General features: G+C 55.4%; 15 protein-coding genes and 1 tRNA gene. 7 read left to right on the forward strand and 9 right to left on the reverse strand.

Annotated elements, in window-relative coordinates; all coding sequences use genetic code 11:
* Window positions 1–31: 31 nt before the first annotated feature.
* Window positions 32–496 (reverse strand): aspartate carbamoyltransferase regulatory subunit, encoded by a 465-nt coding sequence (gene pyrI / locus HB631_RS26305; protein WP_213994129.1) that lies wholly within the window; start codon window positions 494–496, stop codon window positions 32–34.
* A gap of 10 nt (window positions 497–506) precedes the next feature.
* Window positions 507–1,442, reverse strand: a complete 936-nt coding sequence (pyrB, locus tag HB631_RS26310; RefSeq protein WP_213994130.1) for an aspartate carbamoyltransferase — start codon at window positions 1,440–1,442, stop codon at window positions 507–509.
* Window positions 1,443–1,827: 385 nt separating this feature from the next.
* On the opposite strand from pyrB, the gene HB631_RS26315 reads away from it, so the two are divergent.
* Window positions 1,828–2,295 (forward strand): YhcH/YjgK/YiaL family protein, encoded by a 468-nt coding sequence (locus tag HB631_RS26315; RefSeq protein ID WP_213994131.1) that lies wholly within the window; start codon window positions 1,828–1,830, stop codon window positions 2,293–2,295.
* A gap of 303 nt (window positions 2,296–2,598) precedes the next feature.
* On the opposite strand, the gene argF is transcribed toward HB631_RS26315, so the two are convergent.
* Window positions 2,599–3,606 carry an ornithine carbamoyltransferase gene (gene argF, locus HB631_RS26320; protein WP_213994132.1) on the reverse strand — a complete coding sequence of 336 codons (1,008 nt, stop codon included), beginning with the start codon at window positions 3,604–3,606 and terminating at the stop codon, window positions 2,599–2,601.
* Window positions 3,607–3,779: 173 nt separating this feature from the next.
* On the opposite strand from argF, the gene rraB reads away from it, so the two are divergent.
* Window positions 3,780–4,235 (forward strand): ribonuclease E inhibitor RraB, encoded by a 456-nt coding sequence (gene rraB, locus HB631_RS26325; RefSeq protein WP_213994133.1) that lies wholly within the window; start codon window positions 3,780–3,782, stop codon window positions 4,233–4,235.
* A gap of 80 nt (window positions 4,236–4,315) precedes the next feature.
* On the opposite strand, the gene HB631_RS26330 is transcribed toward rraB, so the two are convergent.
* The 4 genes from HB631_RS26330 to pepA all read right to left on the reverse strand — a co-directional run bounded on the left by HB631_RS26330 (window position 4,316) and on the right by pepA (window position 10,162).
* Window positions 4,316–4,819 (reverse strand): GNAT family N-acetyltransferase, encoded by a 504-nt coding sequence (locus tag HB631_RS26330; RefSeq protein ID WP_213994134.1) that lies wholly within the window; start codon window positions 4,817–4,819, stop codon window positions 4,316–4,318.
* Window positions 4,820–5,121: 302 nt separating this feature from the next.
* Complete coding sequence (locus HB631_RS26335) at window positions 5,122–7,977, reverse strand: valine--tRNA ligase (protein ID WP_213994135.1); 2,856 nt, start codon at window positions 7,975–7,977, stop codon at window positions 5,122–5,124.
* A gap of 13 nt (window positions 7,978–7,990) precedes the next feature.
* Window positions 7,991–8,440: a DNA polymerase III subunit chi gene (locus HB631_RS26340; RefSeq protein WP_213994136.1), complete on the reverse strand. Its 450-nt coding sequence runs from the start codon at window positions 8,438–8,440 to the stop codon at window positions 7,991–7,993.
* Window positions 8,441–8,650: 210 nt separating this feature from the next.
* Entirely contained in the window at window positions 8,651–10,162 is a 1,512-nt protein-coding gene (pepA, locus tag HB631_RS26345; protein ID WP_213994137.1) for a leucyl aminopeptidase, read from the reverse strand.
* A 282-nt stretch (window positions 10,163–10,444) separates the two neighbouring features.
* On the opposite strand from pepA, the gene lptF reads away from it, so the two are divergent.
* Together lptF and lptG are read left to right on the forward strand one after the other, a co-directional pair.
* On the forward strand, window positions 10,445–11,545 hold the full coding sequence (gene lptF, locus HB631_RS26350) for an LPS export ABC transporter permease LptF (RefSeq protein WP_213994138.1): 1,101 nt from the start codon (window positions 10,445–10,447) through the stop codon (window positions 11,543–11,545).
* Window positions 11,545–12,636 carry an LPS export ABC transporter permease LptG gene (lptG, locus tag HB631_RS26355; RefSeq protein ID WP_213994139.1) on the forward strand — a complete coding sequence of 364 codons (1,092 nt, stop codon included), beginning with the start codon at window positions 11,545–11,547 and terminating at the stop codon, window positions 12,634–12,636. The genes lptF and lptG overlap by 1 nt, the downstream gene beginning before the upstream one ends.
* Before the next feature lie 170 nt (window positions 12,637–12,806).
* On the opposite strand, the gene HB631_RS26360 is transcribed toward lptG, so the two are convergent.
* A complete protein-coding gene (locus tag HB631_RS26360) occupies window positions 12,807–13,706 on the reverse strand; it encodes a LysR family transcriptional regulator (RefSeq protein ID WP_213994140.1) in 900 nt (299 codons plus the stop codon).
* 890 nt (window positions 13,707–14,596) lie between these two features.
* On the opposite strand from HB631_RS26360, the gene HB631_RS26365 reads away from it, so the two are divergent.
* Window positions 14,597–15,454, forward strand: a complete 858-nt coding sequence (locus HB631_RS26365; protein ID WP_213994141.1) for an SDR family NAD(P)-dependent oxidoreductase — start codon at window positions 14,597–14,599, stop codon at window positions 15,452–15,454.
* Between the two features lie 8 nt (window positions 15,455–15,462).
* On the opposite strand, the gene HB631_RS26370 is transcribed toward HB631_RS26365, so the two are convergent.
* A complete protein-coding gene (locus tag HB631_RS26370; RefSeq protein ID WP_213994142.1) occupies window positions 15,463–15,963 on the reverse strand; it encodes a DUF2501 domain-containing protein in 501 nt (166 codons plus the stop codon).
* Between the two features lie 245 nt (window positions 15,964–16,208).
* Here HB631_RS26370 and nei point away from each other — a divergent pair, with 245 nt between their 5' ends.
* Window positions 16,209–17,015 (forward strand): endonuclease VIII, encoded by an 807-nt coding sequence (gene nei / locus HB631_RS26375; protein ID WP_213994143.1) that lies wholly within the window; start codon window positions 16,209–16,211, stop codon window positions 17,013–17,015.
* Between the two features lie 122 nt (window positions 17,016–17,137).
* Window positions 17,138–17,222: transfer RNA gene (locus HB631_RS26380), tRNA-Leu, on the forward strand.
* The last annotated feature ends 75 nt before the right edge of the window (window positions 17,223–17,297 follow it).

A 17,297-nucleotide genomic window follows, 5' to 3' on the forward strand; every position in this document is an offset into this window, starting at 1 on the left:
TGCGCTCACTTCAGCAGGCCTGGTCGGGACTTCAGGAGTTTTGGATCACCGCCTGGTGTTCGAACTCTTTTTCACAATATTTGCACTTGAGATGCACTTGGTTGCCCCGGCTTTTAACGCTGAAGCCGGACGCCACCGGCTCGCTGCGGCTGATGCAGTTGCTGTTGGGGCAGGTTAGCACGCCGTCGACGCGATCCGGCAGCGACAGGGTCAGCTTACGCACCACTTCATAATTATCAATACGGTTAACCGTGGCGTGGGGGGCATAAATCGCCAGCTGGTTGGCCTGCTGCTCGGTGAGAAAGACGTTTTCGATTTTGATCAGGTCTTTTTTGCCCAACTGATTGGAGGGCAGGTTCAACCCGATGGTGATCCGCTGATCGGTGGCCGTCAGCTTGAACAAGGTTAATAACTTAAAGCCCACCTGCGCCGGGATATGATCGATTACCGTGCCGCGGCTGATGGCCTCAACCTGTAACTTATTGTCCTGAGTCATCACCTTCTCCTTACTCTGCATGATGGTTGTTTAATACCAGGGACAACAATGCCTGGCGCGCGAAAATCCCGTTCCCGGCCTGTTGAAAATAGTAGGCATAGGGCGTGGCGTCCACTTCGTGGGCGATTTCGTCCACCCTGGGCAGTGGGTGCAATACTTTCAGGTTGGCGCGGGCTTTGACCAAATCACCGGCGTGCAGAACGAACTGGGCTTTAACGTTGGCGTATTCCGACGGGTCCAGCCGTTCTTTCTGTACCCGCGTCATATAAAGGATATCCAGTTGCGGCACCACGTCTTCAATAGTGGCGTGCACGCTGTAGCGGATGTTTTTCTCCGCCAGCATATTCAGGATATAGGTCGGCATCGCCAGCGCTTCCGGGGCGATAAAGAAGAAATGATTGCCTTCGAACTTGGCCAGCGCCTGGGTCAGGGAGTGTACGGTGCGGCCGTATTTCAAATCTCCCACCATGGCGATATTGATGTTGTTCAGCCGTCCCTGGGTTTCCTGGATGGTAAACAGGTCCAACAGGGTTTGGGTGGGGTGCTGATTGGCGCCGTCACCGGCATTGAGGATGGGCACGCCGCCGGAAAATTCGGTGGCCAGGCGGGCGGCTCCTTCCTGGGGATGGCGCATCACAATGGCATCGACATAGGTACTGATGACTGAAATGGTATCCGCCAGCGTTTCGCCTTTTTTCCCGAGGGAAGTATTGCCCGCGTCGGGGAAGCCCACTACTGATGCCCCTAGGCGGTGCATGGCGGTTTCAAACGACAGGCGGGTGCGGGTGGAGGCTTCGAAAAAGCAGCTGGCGATGACCTTATGCTTTAACAGCTCCGGCTGTGGCCGGGTCTTCAGGCTGGCGGCGGTTTGCAATACCAGCTCCAGATCTTCGCGGCTCAGGTCGTTGATGGATACGATGTGCTTTTGGTAAAGGGGATTGGCCATGTTTTATCCCTCCTTCGGGTGTCGTTAACGCCGGTGTCTGACGCAAGTTTAGGCGGCGGCCTGAATGCCGCGCAAAAAAAAGCCCCTCAACGAGGGGCGGGATACGAATACTTCAAAACGGGCAACGGGAGCAACAATGGCAACCGGCTGCCGACAGGCAACCGAAGATCGTCATAAACATTAAATTTCTCAGTGGTGTTCATTGATCCTCCCGGCAAATTGCCCGAAATTATACTCGGCTGCCGCTACACTTCAAGCGTAAAAGAGCGATTATCCGTAATGGAGCAAACGATTGGCTTGCTAATAAAAAAAAGTGTTAAATAACACTCAGTCTGATACGGGTGCGGCTATATAATGAAACAACATTTCAGTTTAAGGAATCGTTATGATCAGCGGTAATATTCACCATCTTGACCTCGTCCCCTACCTGCCGGCAACGCTGTGCGACGCCATTGAGTACGTTAAAAAACACATCACAGCCGAAACCCCGCTGGGTAAGTACGATATCCGTGGCGATGAGATCTTTGTCATGGTCTCAAACGACAGCACCGATGTGTTTGAGCAACGTCGCGCCGAGTTCCATGCCAAATATCTGGATATCCAGATTGTGCTGCAGGGTGAAGAGGGCATGGCCTTCAGTAACCTGCCGGCGGGCAAACCCGATACCGACTGGCTGGCGGATAAGGATGTTGCCTTTGTGGCGTCCGGCGCGCAGGAAAAACAGTTTGTGATGCGGGCGGGTGACTTTGTGGTCTATTACCCCGGCGAAGTGCATAAACCGCTGTGTGCCGTGGGTGCGCCGGCGCATGTGCGTAAAGCGGTGGTGAAGATTGAAGCCGCGCTGGTGCGGTGATTGGCGCTGATCCCTGCCGTAGCGCGCTCTCCCTTTAACAGGCTCGATGCACGTTCGGTGATCGCGGGCCTAGCGTGCCATGTGGCACTCCGCGGGCGGAAAAACCACGCCCGCTTCGACCACATCGGCGCGCTCTCCCTTTAACATGGCCCGGTTCAGGCTCCGGTGATCGCGGGCCTAGCGTGCGAGGTGGCGCTCCGGCTGGCGGAAAAACCACGCCCGCTTCGACCATATTGGCGCTCTCTCCCTTTAACAGGCTCAATGCACGTTCGGTGATCGCGGGCCCTGCCTGCTGTGGGGCCTTTAGTCTTTTGCCAGGGTCGCCACCATCACCGCCTTGATGGTATGCAGCCGGTTTTCCGCCTGATCGAACACCACGCTGCGGGCCGATTCAAATACCTCGTCGGTGACTTCCATACCGCCCACCAGGCCGTATTGGTCGGCCATCTCTTTGCCGATGGTCGTTTGATCGTCATGGAAGGCGGGCAGGCAGTGCAGGAATTTGACCTGCGGATTGCCGGTGAGTGCAATCATCGCCATATTCACCTGATACGGACGCAGCAAGGCAATACGCTCCTGCCAGATGGATTTGGGCTCGCCCATGGATACCCACACGTCGGTATAGATAAAATCCACCCCTTCCACGCCTTCGCCAATGTCTTCGGTCAGGGTGATGCGTCCACCCCGCTGTTCGGCCAACTGACGGCATTCCGCCACCAGCTCACTATCCGGCCAGCAGGCGCTTGGGGCCACCAGCCGCAGATCGAGCCCGGTCAGCGCCGCCGCCTCCAGCATGCTGTTGCCCATATTGTTGCGGGCGTCGCCCACATAGGCGAATTTTATCTGGTTAAAAGGCTTATGAGGGAGGTGTTCTTGCATGGTCAGCAGATCGGCCAGTAACTGGGTCGGGTGGAATTCGGTGGTTAAGCCATTCCACACCGGCACGCCGGCATATGCCGCCAGTGTCTCGACGATCTCCTGACCGTAACCGCGGTATTGAATGCCGTGGTACATCCGGCCCAATACCCGGGCGGTATCCTTGATGGATTCCTTGTTGCCGATCTGACTGCCGCTGGGGCCGAGGTAGGTCACGCGCGCGCCCTGATCAAAGGCGGCAACTTCAAAAGCGCAGCGGGTGCGGGTCGAGTCTTTTTCGAAGATAAGCGCAATATTTTTGCCCGCCAGACGCTGTTTTTCCTGCCCGCTGCGTTTTTCCTGTTTCAGGGCGGCGGATAATGCCAGTAAATCAAGAAGTTCCGCCGGTGTGAAATCCATTAGTCTGAGAAAATGACGCTGATAAAACTCTCTCATAAGCATTGCCCTCCATTCATAATCATTAATATCATTTGCATTAAAATTCACTTTATATGTATGAATATTCAATTTCAAGCATTGACAGTAAATCTTTCATGTTTAAGCTGGAGCCTTACCCGCCGCTGTGGGAAAATAGTGGTCCGAACGGCCGACTCATTGAGGACAGGGGCATGGCACATCAATTTCTGGAAGAGCAGCGCGATGAAACGCGTTTAATAATCGAAGAGCTGCTGGAAGACGGCAGCGATCCGGAGGCGCTTTACACCATCGAACATCACTTTTCCGCAGAAAATTTCGATATGTTGGAAAAAGCCGCGGTCGAAGCGTTCAAGCTGGGTTATGAAGTGACCGACGCCGAGGAGCTGGAAGTGGAAGACGGTTCCGTGTTGATGTGTTGCGATGCCGTCAGCGAAGTGGCGCTCAATGCGGACGTTATCGATGCCCAGGTCGAGCAGCTGTTTGCGCTGGCGGAACGGCATGGCGTCAATTATGACGGCTGGGGCACCTATTTTGAGGACGGCGAAGACGACGAGGAAGAGGATGAAGAAGGGGACGAGGGTGAAGACACCCCACCGCCGATCCACAATCACCTCATCGATCGGGATGATAACGGCACCCGTCATTGATATCGGCGTTCGGCATGGGTGCCGGCACAAGTGCCTGATGGATTAACCTGTATCGTGGCGTGTGGGTCACGATACAGGCTTTACAAGCGTTTGAGCATTCTCACTTCACAATCCACATGGCCGGTGCTGCCCAGCGGGCCGTTGATATGCTCGAATCCCAGCCGTTCATATAGCGCGATTGCCCGGGTCAGCGTGGCGGTGGTTTCCAGATAGCAATGGGTGAAGCCCTGGCTGCGGGCAAACGCCAATCCCCGCAGTGCCAATTCATGCGCCACCCCGCGTCCGCGCAGGCTTTGTAGAAAATACATCTTCTGTAATTCACCTATTTCCGGCGCGGCGCCTTCCAAAGGCGCGATGCCGCCGCCGCCGGCGACCCGGCCTTCATATTCAATAATCCAATAGGCGCTGCGGGGATGGCTGTAGAGCTGATACAAATTGTCCAGATTGGGGTCTGACACCGTATAGCCTTTGTCCGCGGTCAGGCCAAACTCGGCCGATACCTGGCGGATCACGTCGGCGATGGCTTGATTATCGTCCGGCGCAATGGGCCTTACCAAAATGTTGACTGAAGTTGCTGTGGACATCGTCATTACTCAGAAAAGTGAAATACATTATCTGTTTTATTATTACGAGTAATAGCATTGCAGATGCTGGTGATGCAAATAAAATCATGTGACGGAATAGCATCCCCCGCCGGTTTCATAAATAAAATGGCGAAAGCTTTCGTTATAGGTTTACCACTATCGCCATTACTGGTGGAAGGCGCTTCCAGAAAATGCCAAGCATCCGGGCCGCCTGTCGCAGCTTCGGCGGTTAACAGCAGACGTCGATGGCCTGCCGGCGGCGCTCACGAGCCGGCAGGGCCGCCGCACAGTGCGGCACGTGATCAAAGATTGGCGATGGTGGTCCGTTGCTCCAGCAGCGTCGCTTTTGAGGCGATATAGCCCGCCAGTTTTTCCCGCTCTTTCGCTACCACCGCTTCCGGCGCGCGGGCAACAAATCCTTCGTTGGACAGCTTGGCTTCTATACGGCCGATTTCCCCCTCGAGCCGGGCGACTTCGTTGGCCAGCCGATCCAGTTCCGCCGCTTTATCGATAAGACCGGCCATGGGGATCAGCAGTTCGCCTTCTTCCACCAGCTTAACTACGGAAACCGGGCCTTTATCGCCGTCATCCAGCAGGCTCAGGCTTTGCAGCCGCGCCAGGGTCTGGATAAAACTCCGGTTGGTATCGATACGCTGACGGGTAAGCGGCGTGGCGCCGCGCACCAGCAGATCCAGCGGTTTGCCGGGGGAGATGTTCATTTCCGTCCGGACAGCCCTCACCGCCATAATGACCTGTTTGATCCACTCCACGTCCGCCAGGGCCTGGCCGTCGTCCAGGGCGGCATCAAAAGTGGGGAAGGGTTGCAGCATCAGCGTATCGGCATCGATGCCCTTGAGCACTTTTACCCGCTGCCAGATGGTTTCGGTGATAAACGGCACGATGGGATGGGCCAGGCGCAATAAACTCTCCAATACCTGTACCAGCGTATGCCGCGTACCGCGCAGCTCGGCGTCGCTGCCGCCGGTCATCACCGGCTTGGTAAGCTCAAGATACCAGTCGCAGAACTGATTCCAGGTAAAGTCGTAAAGCACATTGGCCGCCAAATCGAAGCGGTAGTTATCCAGCGCGTCGCGATAGGCTTTCACCGTTTGGTTGAAGGCGGTCAGAATCCATCGATCCGCCAGGGACAGGCTCATCTCGCCCCCGTGCCGGCCGCAATCCTGATCTTCAGTGTTCATCAGCACAAAACGGCTGGCGTTCCACAGCTTGTTGCAGAAGTTGCGGTAACCTTCCAGGCGTTTCATATCCCAATTGATATCACGGCCGGTGGAGGCCAGCGCCGCCAAGGTGAAGCGCAGGGCGTCGGTGCCGTGCGGCTCGATTCCCAGGGGGAACTGTTTTTCGGTGCGCTTGCGGATTTTATCCGCCAACTGTGGCTGCATCATATTGCCGGTGCGTTTTTCCACCAGTTCCGCCAGGGTAATCCCATCCACCATATCCAGCGGATCAATCACGTTGCCTTTCGATTTGGACATCTTCTGCCCTTCATCGTCACGGATAAGTCCGGTCATATAGACGGTTTTAAACGGCACCTGGGGACGCTGGTTTTCGTCTTTGACGAAATGCATGGTGAGCATGACCATGCGGGCAATCCAGAAGAAGATGATATCAAAGCCGCTCACCAGCACGCTGGTGGGATGGAAGGTCTTCAAGTCGGGGGTCTGTTCAGGCCAGCCCAGGGTGGAGAAGGTCCACAGGCCCGAGGAGAACCAGGTGTCCAGCACGTCCTCATCCTGACGCAGCTTCATCGCGGCATCAAGATGGTTTTCCCGGCGGACTTCGTCTTCGTTGCGGCCGACATACACCTTGCCGGATTCGTCATACCACGCCGGGATCCGGTGTCCCCACCACAATTGCCGGGAAATACACCAATCCTGGATATCGCGCATCCAGCTGAAATACATATTTTCATACTGCTTCGGCACGAACTGAATTTCGCCGTCTTCCACCGCCGCGATGGCCACCTTGGCCAACGGCGCGGTGCGCACATACCACTGATCGGTGAGCATGGGCTCAATCACCACGCCGCTGCGATCGCCGTACGGCGCCGTCAGGGCATGGGGCTTGATTTCATCCAGTAGGCCCAGCCCGTCGAAAGCGGCCACTATCGCCCGACGGGCGGCAAAACGCTCCAGGCCGCGAAACTCGGCGGGAATGTCCTCATTGGCGGCGGAACTCACCTCGCCAAGCGTGGTAAATACCTCCGCCTGGTCACGAATATTGCCGTCCAGGGTCAGGATATTGATCATGGGCAGGGCATGGCGCTTACCCACCTCATAGTCATTAAAGTCATGGGCCGGGGTAATCTTCACGCAGCCGGTGCCTTTGGTCATATCCGCGTGTTCGTCGCCGATAATCGGAATGCGGCGGCCCACCAGGGGCAGCACCACGTATTTGCCGATGAGATTACGGTAACGGGGATCTTCCGGATTAACCGCCACGCCGCTATCACCCAGCATGGTTTCCGGACGGGTGGTGGCCACTACCAGGTAATCCTTGCCTTCGGCGGTTTTGGCGCCGTCCGCCAGGGGATAACGCAGATGCCATATGTGAGACTGGGACTCGCGGTTTTCCACTTCCAGATCGGAAATGGCGGTGCGCAGTTTCGGATCCCAGTTCACCAGCCGCTTGCCGCGATAAATCAAATCCTCTTTAAACAGCTGGACGAACACTTCCTTCACTGCGTTGGACAGCCCTTCGTCCATGGTAAAGCGCTCGCGATCCCAATCCACCGACGCGCCCAGGCGACGCATCTGGCGGGTAATGGTGCCGCCGGATTCCGCCTTCCACTGCCAGATTTTCTCGATAAAGGCCTCGCGGCCGTAATCGTGACGGTTTTTGCCCTCTTCCGCCGCGATTTTGCGTTCCACCACCATTTGCGTGGCGATACCCGCATGATCGGTGCCCACCTGCCACAGGGTATTTTTGCCCTGCATGCGCTGGTAACGCACGATGATATCCATAATGGTCTGCTGGAAGGCATGGCCCATGTGCAGACTGCCGGTCACGTTCGGCGGCGGGATCATGATGCAGAAGCTTTCTTTGCCGGGATCGTTGTTCGGTTTGAAATAGCCCTGTTTTTCCCAATGCTCGTAAAGCGGCTGCTCAATATCGTGCGGGTTATATGTCTTTTCCATTATGCGTCGTATTTCACTGCGTTGGCGGCGTGGCCGTGGTCAATTGGAAGCCGACGCTGCGATAGGCTTTATAGCGATCGCGCGCCAACTGTTTCATATGGTCTTCATGAGGGACGAAGTCTATCACTTCATGGAAAGCGGAGGCAAAATCGGCACAGTGCGGCAGCAGGCTGATTAACAGCTCGCGCGGCGCGTTGCCCCGGCGCCCGGGCCAGCAAATTTCCACCGGCGCGCCGTAACGGGGACCTTCCCCCGCCAGATTATGCGGCACAAAGGATTCCGGCTCCCGCTGCCATAAGGCTTCGTCCAGTTTTAATGCCTGCTCCTCGTCCTCACAGGCCACCAGCACCCTTTTCCCGCCGCGCCAGCGGGCAGCCGCCAGTTCACAGGCCAGCCGTTCCACGGCGGTCAAACCGTCCTGGAGTTCGTCCTGGTCAAGCAGATAAAAGGTCGCGTTTTTCATGTACCGTTTTCAAAGAACCTGAGAGGGGGAGACAAAAAAATAACGGGCGACCTGAGCCGCCCGGTAAAGCATATACTCAAAATAATTCGAGTTGCAGGAAGGCGGCGACACAGCGAACCCCCAGGAGCTTACTCAGGTAAGTGACTGGGGTGAGCGAGGAAAGCCAACGCACCTGCGGCTTGAAGTATGACGAGTATACCTTTTTTGCGCTTATTCGTCACCGTTCAGTCCGGCGCGATTGAGCAGAAATTGCGCCAGCAGCGCCACCGGCCTGCCGGTAGCTCCTTTGGTCTTGCCGGAGCGCCAGGCGGTGCCGGCGATATCCAGATGTGCCCAACTGAATTTACGGGCGAACCGCGCCAGGAAACAGCCGGCGGTAATGGCGCCCCCCGGACGGCCGCCGATATTGGCCATATCGGCAAAATTCGATTCCAGCTGCTCCTGATATTCGTCTCCCAGCGGCAGACGCCAGGCGCGATCGCCGGACTGTTCGGCGGCGGCGATCAGCTCATGGGCCAGGGGATTGTGGTTCGACATCAGGCCGGTAAGATGATGCCCGAGCGCAATGACGCAGGCCCCGGTGAGGGTGGCCACGTCAATCACCACTTCCGGATCGAAGCGTTCCACATAGGTCAGCGCGTCGCACAGCACCAGCCGCCCTTCGGCATCGGTATTCAGCACTTCCACCGTTTGTCCCGACAGGGTAGTCAACACGTCGCCGGGGCGGAAGGCGCGACCGTCCACCATATTCTCGCAGCCCGCCAGCACGCCGACGATATTCAGCGGCAGCTCAAGTTCCAGCGCCATGCGCATCACGCCGTACACGGTGGCGGCGCCGCACATGTCGTATTTCATCTCGTCCATGCTGTCGGCGGGTTTGATGGAGATACCTCCGGCGTCAAAAGTCAGACCTTTGCCCACCAGCACAATCGGCTTGGTTTCCGCATCCGGACTGCCCTTATACTCAATCACCGACATCAGCGATTCATTTTGCGACCCCTGGCCCACCGCCAGATAGGCGTTCATGCCCAGCTCTTTCATCTGCTGCTCGCCGATGACCCGGGTGGTGGTGGTTTTGCCGAACCGATCCGCCAATTGGCGCGCCTGGGAGGCCAGATAAGCCGGGTTGCAGATATTGGGGGGCATATTCCCCAAATCCTTGCAGGCCTTGATGCCGGCGGCAATGGCCAGGCCATGTTGAATGGCGCGTTCGCCGCCGGTGAGTTCGCGGCGGGTGGGGACGTTAAAGACCATTTTACGCAGCGGTCGGCGCGGTTCGACCCGGTTGCTTTTAAGCTGATCGAAGGTATAAAGGGATTCTTTGGAGGTTTCCACCGCCTGGCGGACCTTCCAATAGGTGTTTCGCCCTTTGACATGCAATTCGGTCAGGAAGCAGACAGCCTCCATGGAGCCGGTGTCGTTCAGCGTATTGATGGTCTTCTGGATGACCTGTTTATATTGGCGTTCATCCAGCTCGCGTTCTTTGCCGCAGCCGATGAGCAGGATACGTTCGGACAGCACGTTAGGAACATGGTGCAGCAGCAGCGTCTGCCCCACTTTTCCTTCCAGTTCGCCGCGGCGCAATAGAGCACTGATATAGCCGTCGCTGATCTTGTCGAGCTGTTCAGCGATGGGAGACAGGCGGCGCGGTTCAAATACGCCGACAACTATACAGGCACTGCGTTGTTTTTCCGGGCTACCGCTTTTTACACTGAACTCCATGCACACTCCTGAATCTTAAAGACAAAGACGGCCAACGGAGATAAAATAGACCTTTCCCTATCTTATCCCCCGCCTTTGCATTAACTCTATGTGTTAATCTAAACGACGCAAAGGACGTTATTCCGGCAATAATCAGTGCGTTCTCATAGCACGGCCGAACGCTTAATGTTGTTATACTCTATCTAGCGATAAAGGTGGCTAATTGATACGTATTATTGGTGGATTAGCAAAGAAATTATCGATTTTCCTGCAAAAAGACAAGTTTTCACAGGCGAAAGAAGCGTGATCATCATTAGATATCTGGTTCGGGAAGTTTTCAAAAGCCAGCTCGCCATCCTGTTTATCCTGCTGCTGATTTTCTTCTGTCAGAAGCTGGTAAGGGTGCTGGGAGCGGCGGTTGACGGCGATATCCCGACAAACCTGGTGTTATCCCTACTGGGTTTAGGGGTGCCGGAAATGGCACAATTAATTCTTCCTCTCAGCCTGTTCCTTGGCTTACTGATGACCCTGAGCCGGTTATACACCGAAAGCGAGATTACGGTGATGCACGCCTGTGGTCTGGGTAAGAGCGTTTTGGTCAAAGCGGCGCTGGTTCTCAGCGTGCTGACGGCGATTTTCGCCGGCGCCAATGTTATCTGGCTCTCCCCGTGGTCCGCTCGTCACCAGGACGAAGTCCTGGCGGAGGCCAAGGCCAATCCCAGCATGGCGGCCATGGTGGAAGGGCAGTTCCAGGCGGCGCAAAACGGCAACTCGATACTGTTTGTCGGCAATGTCAAAGGACAACAGTTTCAGAACGTATTCCTGGCCCAGCTGCGGCCTAAAGGCAATGCGCGACCCTCGGTGGTGGTAGCGGATCAGGGACATATGACCCAGCGCGCCGACGGTTCGCAACTGGTGATGCTGGATAAAGGCACCCGCTACGAAGGCACCGCGCTGCTGCGGGATTTTCGTATCACCGATTTTACCCAATACCAGGCGGTGATAGGTCACCAAGAGGTGTCGGTGGACAACACCGACGCGGAACAGATGACCATGCATGAACTCCGCCACTCCTCCGACCCGGCGGCCAAGGCGGAAATGCAGTGGCGCCTGACCCTGGTGGTATCGGTATTCATCATGGCAATCATGGTGGTGCCGCTCAGTGCGGTTAATCCCCGGCAGGGCCGGGTGATGAGTATGCTGCCGGCCATGCTGATGTACTTGATCTTTTTCCTGCTGCAAAGCTCGCTGCGTTCCAACGGCGCCAAAGGTAAACTCGACCCGATGATATGGATGTGGCTGACCAACCTGGTCTACCTGGGCATTGCCGTGCTACTTAATCTTTGGGAAACCGTGCCGGTGAGAAGACTACGCGACGGATTACATTTCAGAGGAGCGGTTTGATGTTTGGAGTACTGGACCGCTACATCGGTAAAACGATTTTCAACACCATCATGATGACCCTGTTTATGCTGGTATCGCTCTCCGGCATCATCAAGTTCGTCGATCAGCTGCGTAAAACCGGCCAGGGCGACTATTCCGTCGTCGGCGCCGGGCTTTACACGATATTGAGCATCCCGAAGGATATCGAGATATTTTTTCCCATGGCGGCGCTGCTCGGCGCGCTGCTCGGCCTGGGCACGCTGGCGAGCCGCAGCGAGCTGGTGGTGATGCAGGCCTCGGGTTTCACCCGTATGCAAATCGCCGCCTCGGTGATGAAAACCGCCATTCCGCTGGTGCTGCTCACCATGGCCATCGGCGAATGGGTGGCGCCGCAGGGTGAACAGATGGCGCGAAATTACCGTTCGCAGGCCCTCTACGGCGGTTCGATGCTCTCGGTGCAAAACGGCTTATGGGCAAAAGACGGCAGCGACTTTATTTATATTGAACGGGTGGTGAGCAACAGCGAATTGTCCGGGGTGAATATTTACCATTTCAACGCGCAAAACCGGCTCCAGTCGCTGCGCTATGCCGCCACCGCCAGTTTTGCCGACGGCAGCTGGCGCCTCTCCCAGGTGGACGAATCCGATTTGACCGATACGCAGCAGATCTCGGGCCATCCCCAGCAGATCTCCGGCCGCCAGATGCTCAGCGGCGTCTGGAAGACTAATCTCACCCCGGATAAATTGGGGGTGGTGGCGCTGGATCCGGATGCGTTATCCATCACCGGCCTGCGCGATTATGTCAGATACCTCAAGCAAAGCGGACAGGAGTCCAATCGTTATGAGTTGAATATGTGGGGCAAGATCTTCTCTCCCTTCTCGGTAGCGGTGATGATGCTGATGGCGCTGTCGTTTATCTTCGGTCCGCTGCGCAGCGTGGCGATGGGGGTAAGGGTGGTGACGGGGATAAGCTTCGGGTTTTTGTTCTATGTTCTGGATCAGATCTTCGGGCCCCTAAGCCTGGTATACAGTCTGCCGCCGCTGTACGGGGCATTGATTCCCAGCATGGCGTTCCTGATTATCAGCGTGGGACTGTTGCTTAAACGGCGTTAATCGCGACGAGGCGCTATACCCTAAATAATTCGAGTTGCAGGAAGGCCAGCGCACCTGCAACTTGAAGTATGACGGGTATAACAGGCATATCCCTGTTAGCGCCGGCTAGTGGTGAAGACCTCATTGCATCGACCTTCAGGTTGTTATCAGCCGTTACGGCCGCGAATCATTTATTTTATACTTTCAACAAACAGCACTTTGGTCAGGTCGCGCAGCCATTTATGACAGGGCGAATGGTTGTGCTTTGAGTGCCAGGCCTGGATGATGCTGCGCTTGCCCAAATCAAAATCGGCGCTGAAAAATTCCACCGCGATGTTCAGTTTGCGCAAATTCTTCACCACGAAATCCGGCACGATGGCCAGGGCGTCGGAATGGGTGATGGCATTCATGGTGGCCATATAACCGGGCGTAGCCCCCATGACATGGCGGGCGGACCAGAAATACTTCATCGCCTCATCCGTACCGGACGGGTATTTCTCCTTGGTCTGGACAAAATGATATTTCAGCAAATTATCCATGCTTTTATCCGTACTGAGAATCGGATGCCCGCAGCGACACATAAAATAACACTTAGCGGAGTGAATGGTACGGATGGTGATCTCCGGATTCAGATCGCGCATTTCACCTATGTATAAATCGATATCGTTTGACCGTAAAAAATCGTCATCAAACTCCGAGTCATGAACCATATTGATAAATACATTTGGCGCGCTTTTCTGTATTTCCCTGAATAATGTGGCATTGAGAGTAAAAACAATGGTGGCGTTCGCCGCAATGGTGAATGACACATTGGTGGTATGAGGTTCGAAGGCCATATTGGTATTCAACATGGACTCAATGCGGTTAACCAACTGCCGCACGTCCTCCTTCAGCGCAATCGCCCTCGGTGTTGGAATCAGTTTGGTTCCGCTGCGGACCAGTATGGGATCGTTAAACAAGGCCCGAATTTTATTTAACGACTTGCTGATGGCTGGTGCGGTGACGTTCAGTTTCCTGGCCGCCAGATTAACGCTGCAGTCTTCCAGCAGCGCATTGAGTACAACCAATAAGTTAAAATCAAAATTATTCATATTTTAGTCATAATTAGCATCGCAGGTTTGAGGGATATTCGTTAGGTAACGAATACAAAGGCACTTAAAATTATAATCTTCATTCTCCTCTACATAACTCATTAGCATGAGAACAATTGACTAACTGCTTTTAGTGGCTAATGATTTTATCTTTTATTTTTTAATAATGACAAGGCTAAAATACTCCTTGCGGAGTACCTTAGCCCCTCATTAACATATTGGACCGACCGCGAACGGGCATTATTGCTGGCATGTCCCGCTATTTTTGATATGCTGAATAATATTGTTAAATGGTTTTTAATAGCAGATTAATAATATTATTTGAACTATGTGAAAGACCCTTATTTATAATATACCCAATGGATTTCGAATTGCAGCAAGGCGGCAAGCTCGCTTACCCCAAGAGCTTAGATAACCAAGTGACTGGGGTAGGCGAGCACAGCCAACACAGCTGCAATTTGAAAGATGATGGGTATCTGCATATTGCATGATAATAGGATCTTGCTCCATCGGAAAAAGTGCTGAATGTCCATCCTGTTGACGTTATTGTGGGTATATATACCCTAAATAATTCGAGTTGCAGGAAGGCGGCAACGCAGCGACAAATCTGTTTGGAACAGATTTGAACAGCGCTTGCGATGGCCCGCAGGGTGAACCTCAGGGATGAGGTTCATCTATCCCCAGGAGCTTACTCAGGTAAGTGACTGGGGTGAGCGAGGAAAGCCAACGCGCCTGCAACTTGAAGTATGACGGGTATAAGGACTGTGGCAGTCAATGTGGCAAGACCATTGCCCACGGCGGGCAATCGTTTTAGCATGGTAACCGTTTTGGGACGTCGGTTCATCAAGACCCTGAATCGCCGATGTGATAACAACATTGCGAGGATACTCATGACCCATTTATCCCTGATACCCGGCTCGGTCGCCGTTATCACCGGCGGCGCGTCCGGCATAGGCCTGGCCGCCGCCAAACGTTTCGCCCAGCGCGGACTGCGCGTCTGCATTGCCGACCTGGAGGCCGAACGCCTCGCCCATGCGGCCGAAGAACTGGCCGCACTGGCGGCACGAGGCAAGCAGGATGTCTTCACCTTCCAGGCGGACGTCAGCCAGCCGGATTCCCTGGTGAGCCTGCATGATGCCGTTGCCCAGCGCTTCGGCGGCACCGACGTGCTGATGAATAACGCCGGCATCCAGCCCGGCAGCGGCGTGTTCGGTCCGGCGGAAAACTGGCGGCGCATACTGGAAGTAAATTTATACGGCGTCATCAACGGCACACAGATTTTTGTGCCTGACATGATAGCCCGCGGCCGACCGGGCCTGGTAATCAATACCGGCTCCAAGCAAGGCATCACCACGCCGCCGGGAGACCCGGCCTATAACGTCGCCAAGGCCGGCGTAAAGGCCTTTACCGAGGCATTACAGCATGAGCTGCGCAATACCGAAGGATGCCGTCTCAGCGCCCATTTGCTGATCCCGGGATTTGTGTTCACCGAACTCACCCGCCGTGGCCGCGTCGAAAAACCCGCCGGCGCCTGGACCCCGGGCCAGACCGCTGATTTTATGATGGAGCGGCTGGATGCCGGAGATTTTTACATACTGTGCCCGGATAACGACGCGCCCCGTTCCCTGGATGAAAAACGCATTCTATGGGCCGCCGGCGATATTATTGAAAACCGACCGCCGTTGTCCCGCTGGCATCCGGATTACGAATCGGCGTTCAACGCGTTTCTCAAGCAGCCGCGCCGATAACGCCGCCGTCAGGAAATGAAGTTCTTGCCCTGTTTCAGCACCAGGTTGCAGGCTTTGTATTTCACCTTCTGCCCCAGCTGCGACGAGCCGAGATCCTTCAGGTTCAACTGACCGCCTTGGGCGGTATTCAACACCCCGCCGAGACCCTGCTGATAGTCCTGGCTCTTGGCGTTGGACGGGCTGGATATCCCCAGTTTGCCCATCAGCTTATCTTTGATTGCCGTAGTGCCGGTATCCGACAGTAGATTGTTTTTTGCGCAGTACTCCAGCACCCCGGCGGCATTGGTCATGGTGCCGGCGCTCAGGGCTTTATCGCCGCCGCCCAGCAACCCGGCCAGGGAGGCCGCCGAATTGCCTTGCGTGGCGGTGGTACCGCTACTCGCGGCGCCGCCTGATTTGCCGAGCGCGCTGTTAACCGAATCCATCCAGTTGGCCGCCAGGGCCAGTCCGGGTGCCAAAGCCGCCATCAAAGCCAGCGATAGAAAGTGATGCCGCAGGGTGATTGTCATGGTCAAGTTCCTGTTTAACATAAGCATAAAAAATGAAAGCGTATTATTCCATGGGTACCTTTTTCCGACGTTAGTATGCCGGACAAGTTCATGCCCAAAAGAGAACAGACCAAAGAATGGGCGATTATTGCAGGATTTCGGATAATTCTAGGCGCCCGTCCTCCCCTGGCATTCTTTAACGGTCATGGAACCGGTGCCGGTGTTATCTTATTACCCAGGGAAAATACCCATAACAGGAGAGGAGTATGCCGGAAGGCCCTGAAATTCGGCGCGCGGCCGATACCCTGATGAAGGCGGTAGGCGGCCGGGAGATCACCCTGGCGTGGTTTGCCTTCCCGCATCTGAAACCGTTTGAATCCCAATTAAAGGGTCAACGCATCGAGAACATAGAGACCCGTGGCAAAGCGCTGCTGACCTGGTTTTCCAACGGACTGGTGCTGTACAGCCATAACCAGCTCTACGGCGTATGGCGGGTGGTTAAGGCCGGAGAAACGCCGGTCACCAAACGCGACCTTAGGGTTCGCCTGGAAAATGAACAGTTTGCCATCCTGCTCTACAGCGCGTCCGATATTCAGATCCTGGATGCCGACGCGCTGGCGGCCCACCCGTTTTTACTGCGCATCGGCCCCGATGTGTTGGATCCGGCCCTTACGGTGGAGGAGACCCGAACGCGCCTGCTGTCGCCGCGCTTTCGCGGGCGCCAGCTCGGCAGCCTGCTGCTGGACCAATCTTTTATCGCTGGATTAGGCAACTATCTGCGGGTGGAAATCCTCTGGCAGGCTGGACTGGCGGCGGGGGTGAGGGGAAGGGAACTGAGTACTGAACAGCTCGACAGGCTCTGTGAGGCGATTGTGGCTATTCCCAGGCTATCCTATGCCACTCGCGGCACCATGGACGACCCGCTGGATGAAGGGAAGTACCATGGCGCCCGCTTTCAGTTCAAGGTGTTTCACCGCACAGGACGGCCTTGTGAACGTTGCGGGCACCCGATTGAAAAAACCACCCACGGATCGCGCCCGTTTTACTGGTGTCCTGTTTGCCAGCATGACTAAGGCGTGATCCAGACCGGGGTGCGGGCATTTTTTCAGCAATCAGAGTGACTTCGCCCGGATTAGTCTTGCGCGGGGACGCGTTAACGGTATAATGCACCTCGTTTTCCGTGTACGACTTCAGTGCCGAAGTGGCGAAATCGGTAGACGCAGTTGATTCAAAATCAACCGCCTTCGGGCATGCCGGTTCGATTCCGGCCTTCGGCACCATTAGTACACAATCAGGTCACCCAAGGGTGGCTTTTTTTGTGTCTGGAATTCTCTGCTCTGCCTCTGTCAGTTTGG

This window comes from Sodalis sp. dw_96 (assembly GCF_018449575.1).
GTDB lineage: Bacteria > Pseudomonadota > Gammaproteobacteria > Enterobacterales > Enterobacteriaceae > Acerihabitans.

Excerpts from the sequence above, each read along its gene's own strand:
- HB631_RS26340 (WP_213994136.1), bottom strand. The coding sequence starts at position 8,440 with ATGAAAAACGCGACCTTTTATCTGCTTGACCAGGACGAACTCCAGGAC.
- HB631_RS26370 (WP_213994142.1), bottom strand. The coding sequence starts at position 15,963 with ATGACAATCACCCTGCGGCATCACTTTCTATCGCTGGCTTTGATGGCG.
- nei (WP_213994143.1), top strand. The coding sequence starts at position 16,209 with ATGCCGGAAGGCCCTGAAATTCGGCGCGCGGCCGATACCCTGATGAAG.
- pyrI (WP_213994129.1), bottom strand. The coding sequence starts at position 496 with ATGACTCAGGACAATAAGTTACAGGTTGAGGCCATCAGCCGCGGCACG.
- HB631_RS26335 (WP_213994135.1), bottom strand. The coding sequence starts at position 7,977 with ATGGAAAAGACATATAACCCGCACGATATTGAGCAGCCGCTTTACGAG.
- HB631_RS26315 (WP_213994131.1), top strand. The coding sequence starts at position 1,828 with ATGATCAGCGGTAATATTCACCATCTTGACCTCGTCCCCTACCTGCCG.
- rraB (WP_213994133.1), top strand. The coding sequence starts at position 3,780 with ATGGCACATCAATTTCTGGAAGAGCAGCGCGATGAAACGCGTTTAATA.
- argF (WP_213994132.1), bottom strand. The coding sequence starts at position 3,606 with ATGAGAGAGTTTTATCAGCGTCATTTTCTCAGACTAATGGATTTCACA.
- lptG (WP_213994139.1), top strand. The coding sequence starts at position 11,545 with ATGTTTGGAGTACTGGACCGCTACATCGGTAAAACGATTTTCAACACC.
- HB631_RS26330 (WP_213994134.1), bottom strand. The coding sequence starts at position 4,819 with ATGTCCACAGCAACTTCAGTCAACATTTTGGTAAGGCCCATTGCGCCG.
- pepA (WP_213994137.1), bottom strand. The coding sequence starts at position 10,162 with ATGGAGTTCAGTGTAAAAAGCGGTAGCCCGGAAAAACAACGCAGTGCC.
- HB631_RS26360 (WP_213994140.1), bottom strand. The coding sequence starts at position 13,706 with ATGAATAATTTTGATTTTAACTTATTGGTTGTACTCAATGCGCTGCTG.
- HB631_RS26365 (WP_213994141.1), top strand. The coding sequence starts at position 14,597 with ATGACCCATTTATCCCTGATACCCGGCTCGGTCGCCGTTATCACCGGC.
- pyrB (WP_213994130.1), bottom strand. The coding sequence starts at position 1,442 with ATGGCCAATCCCCTTTACCAAAAGCACATCGTATCCATCAACGACCTG.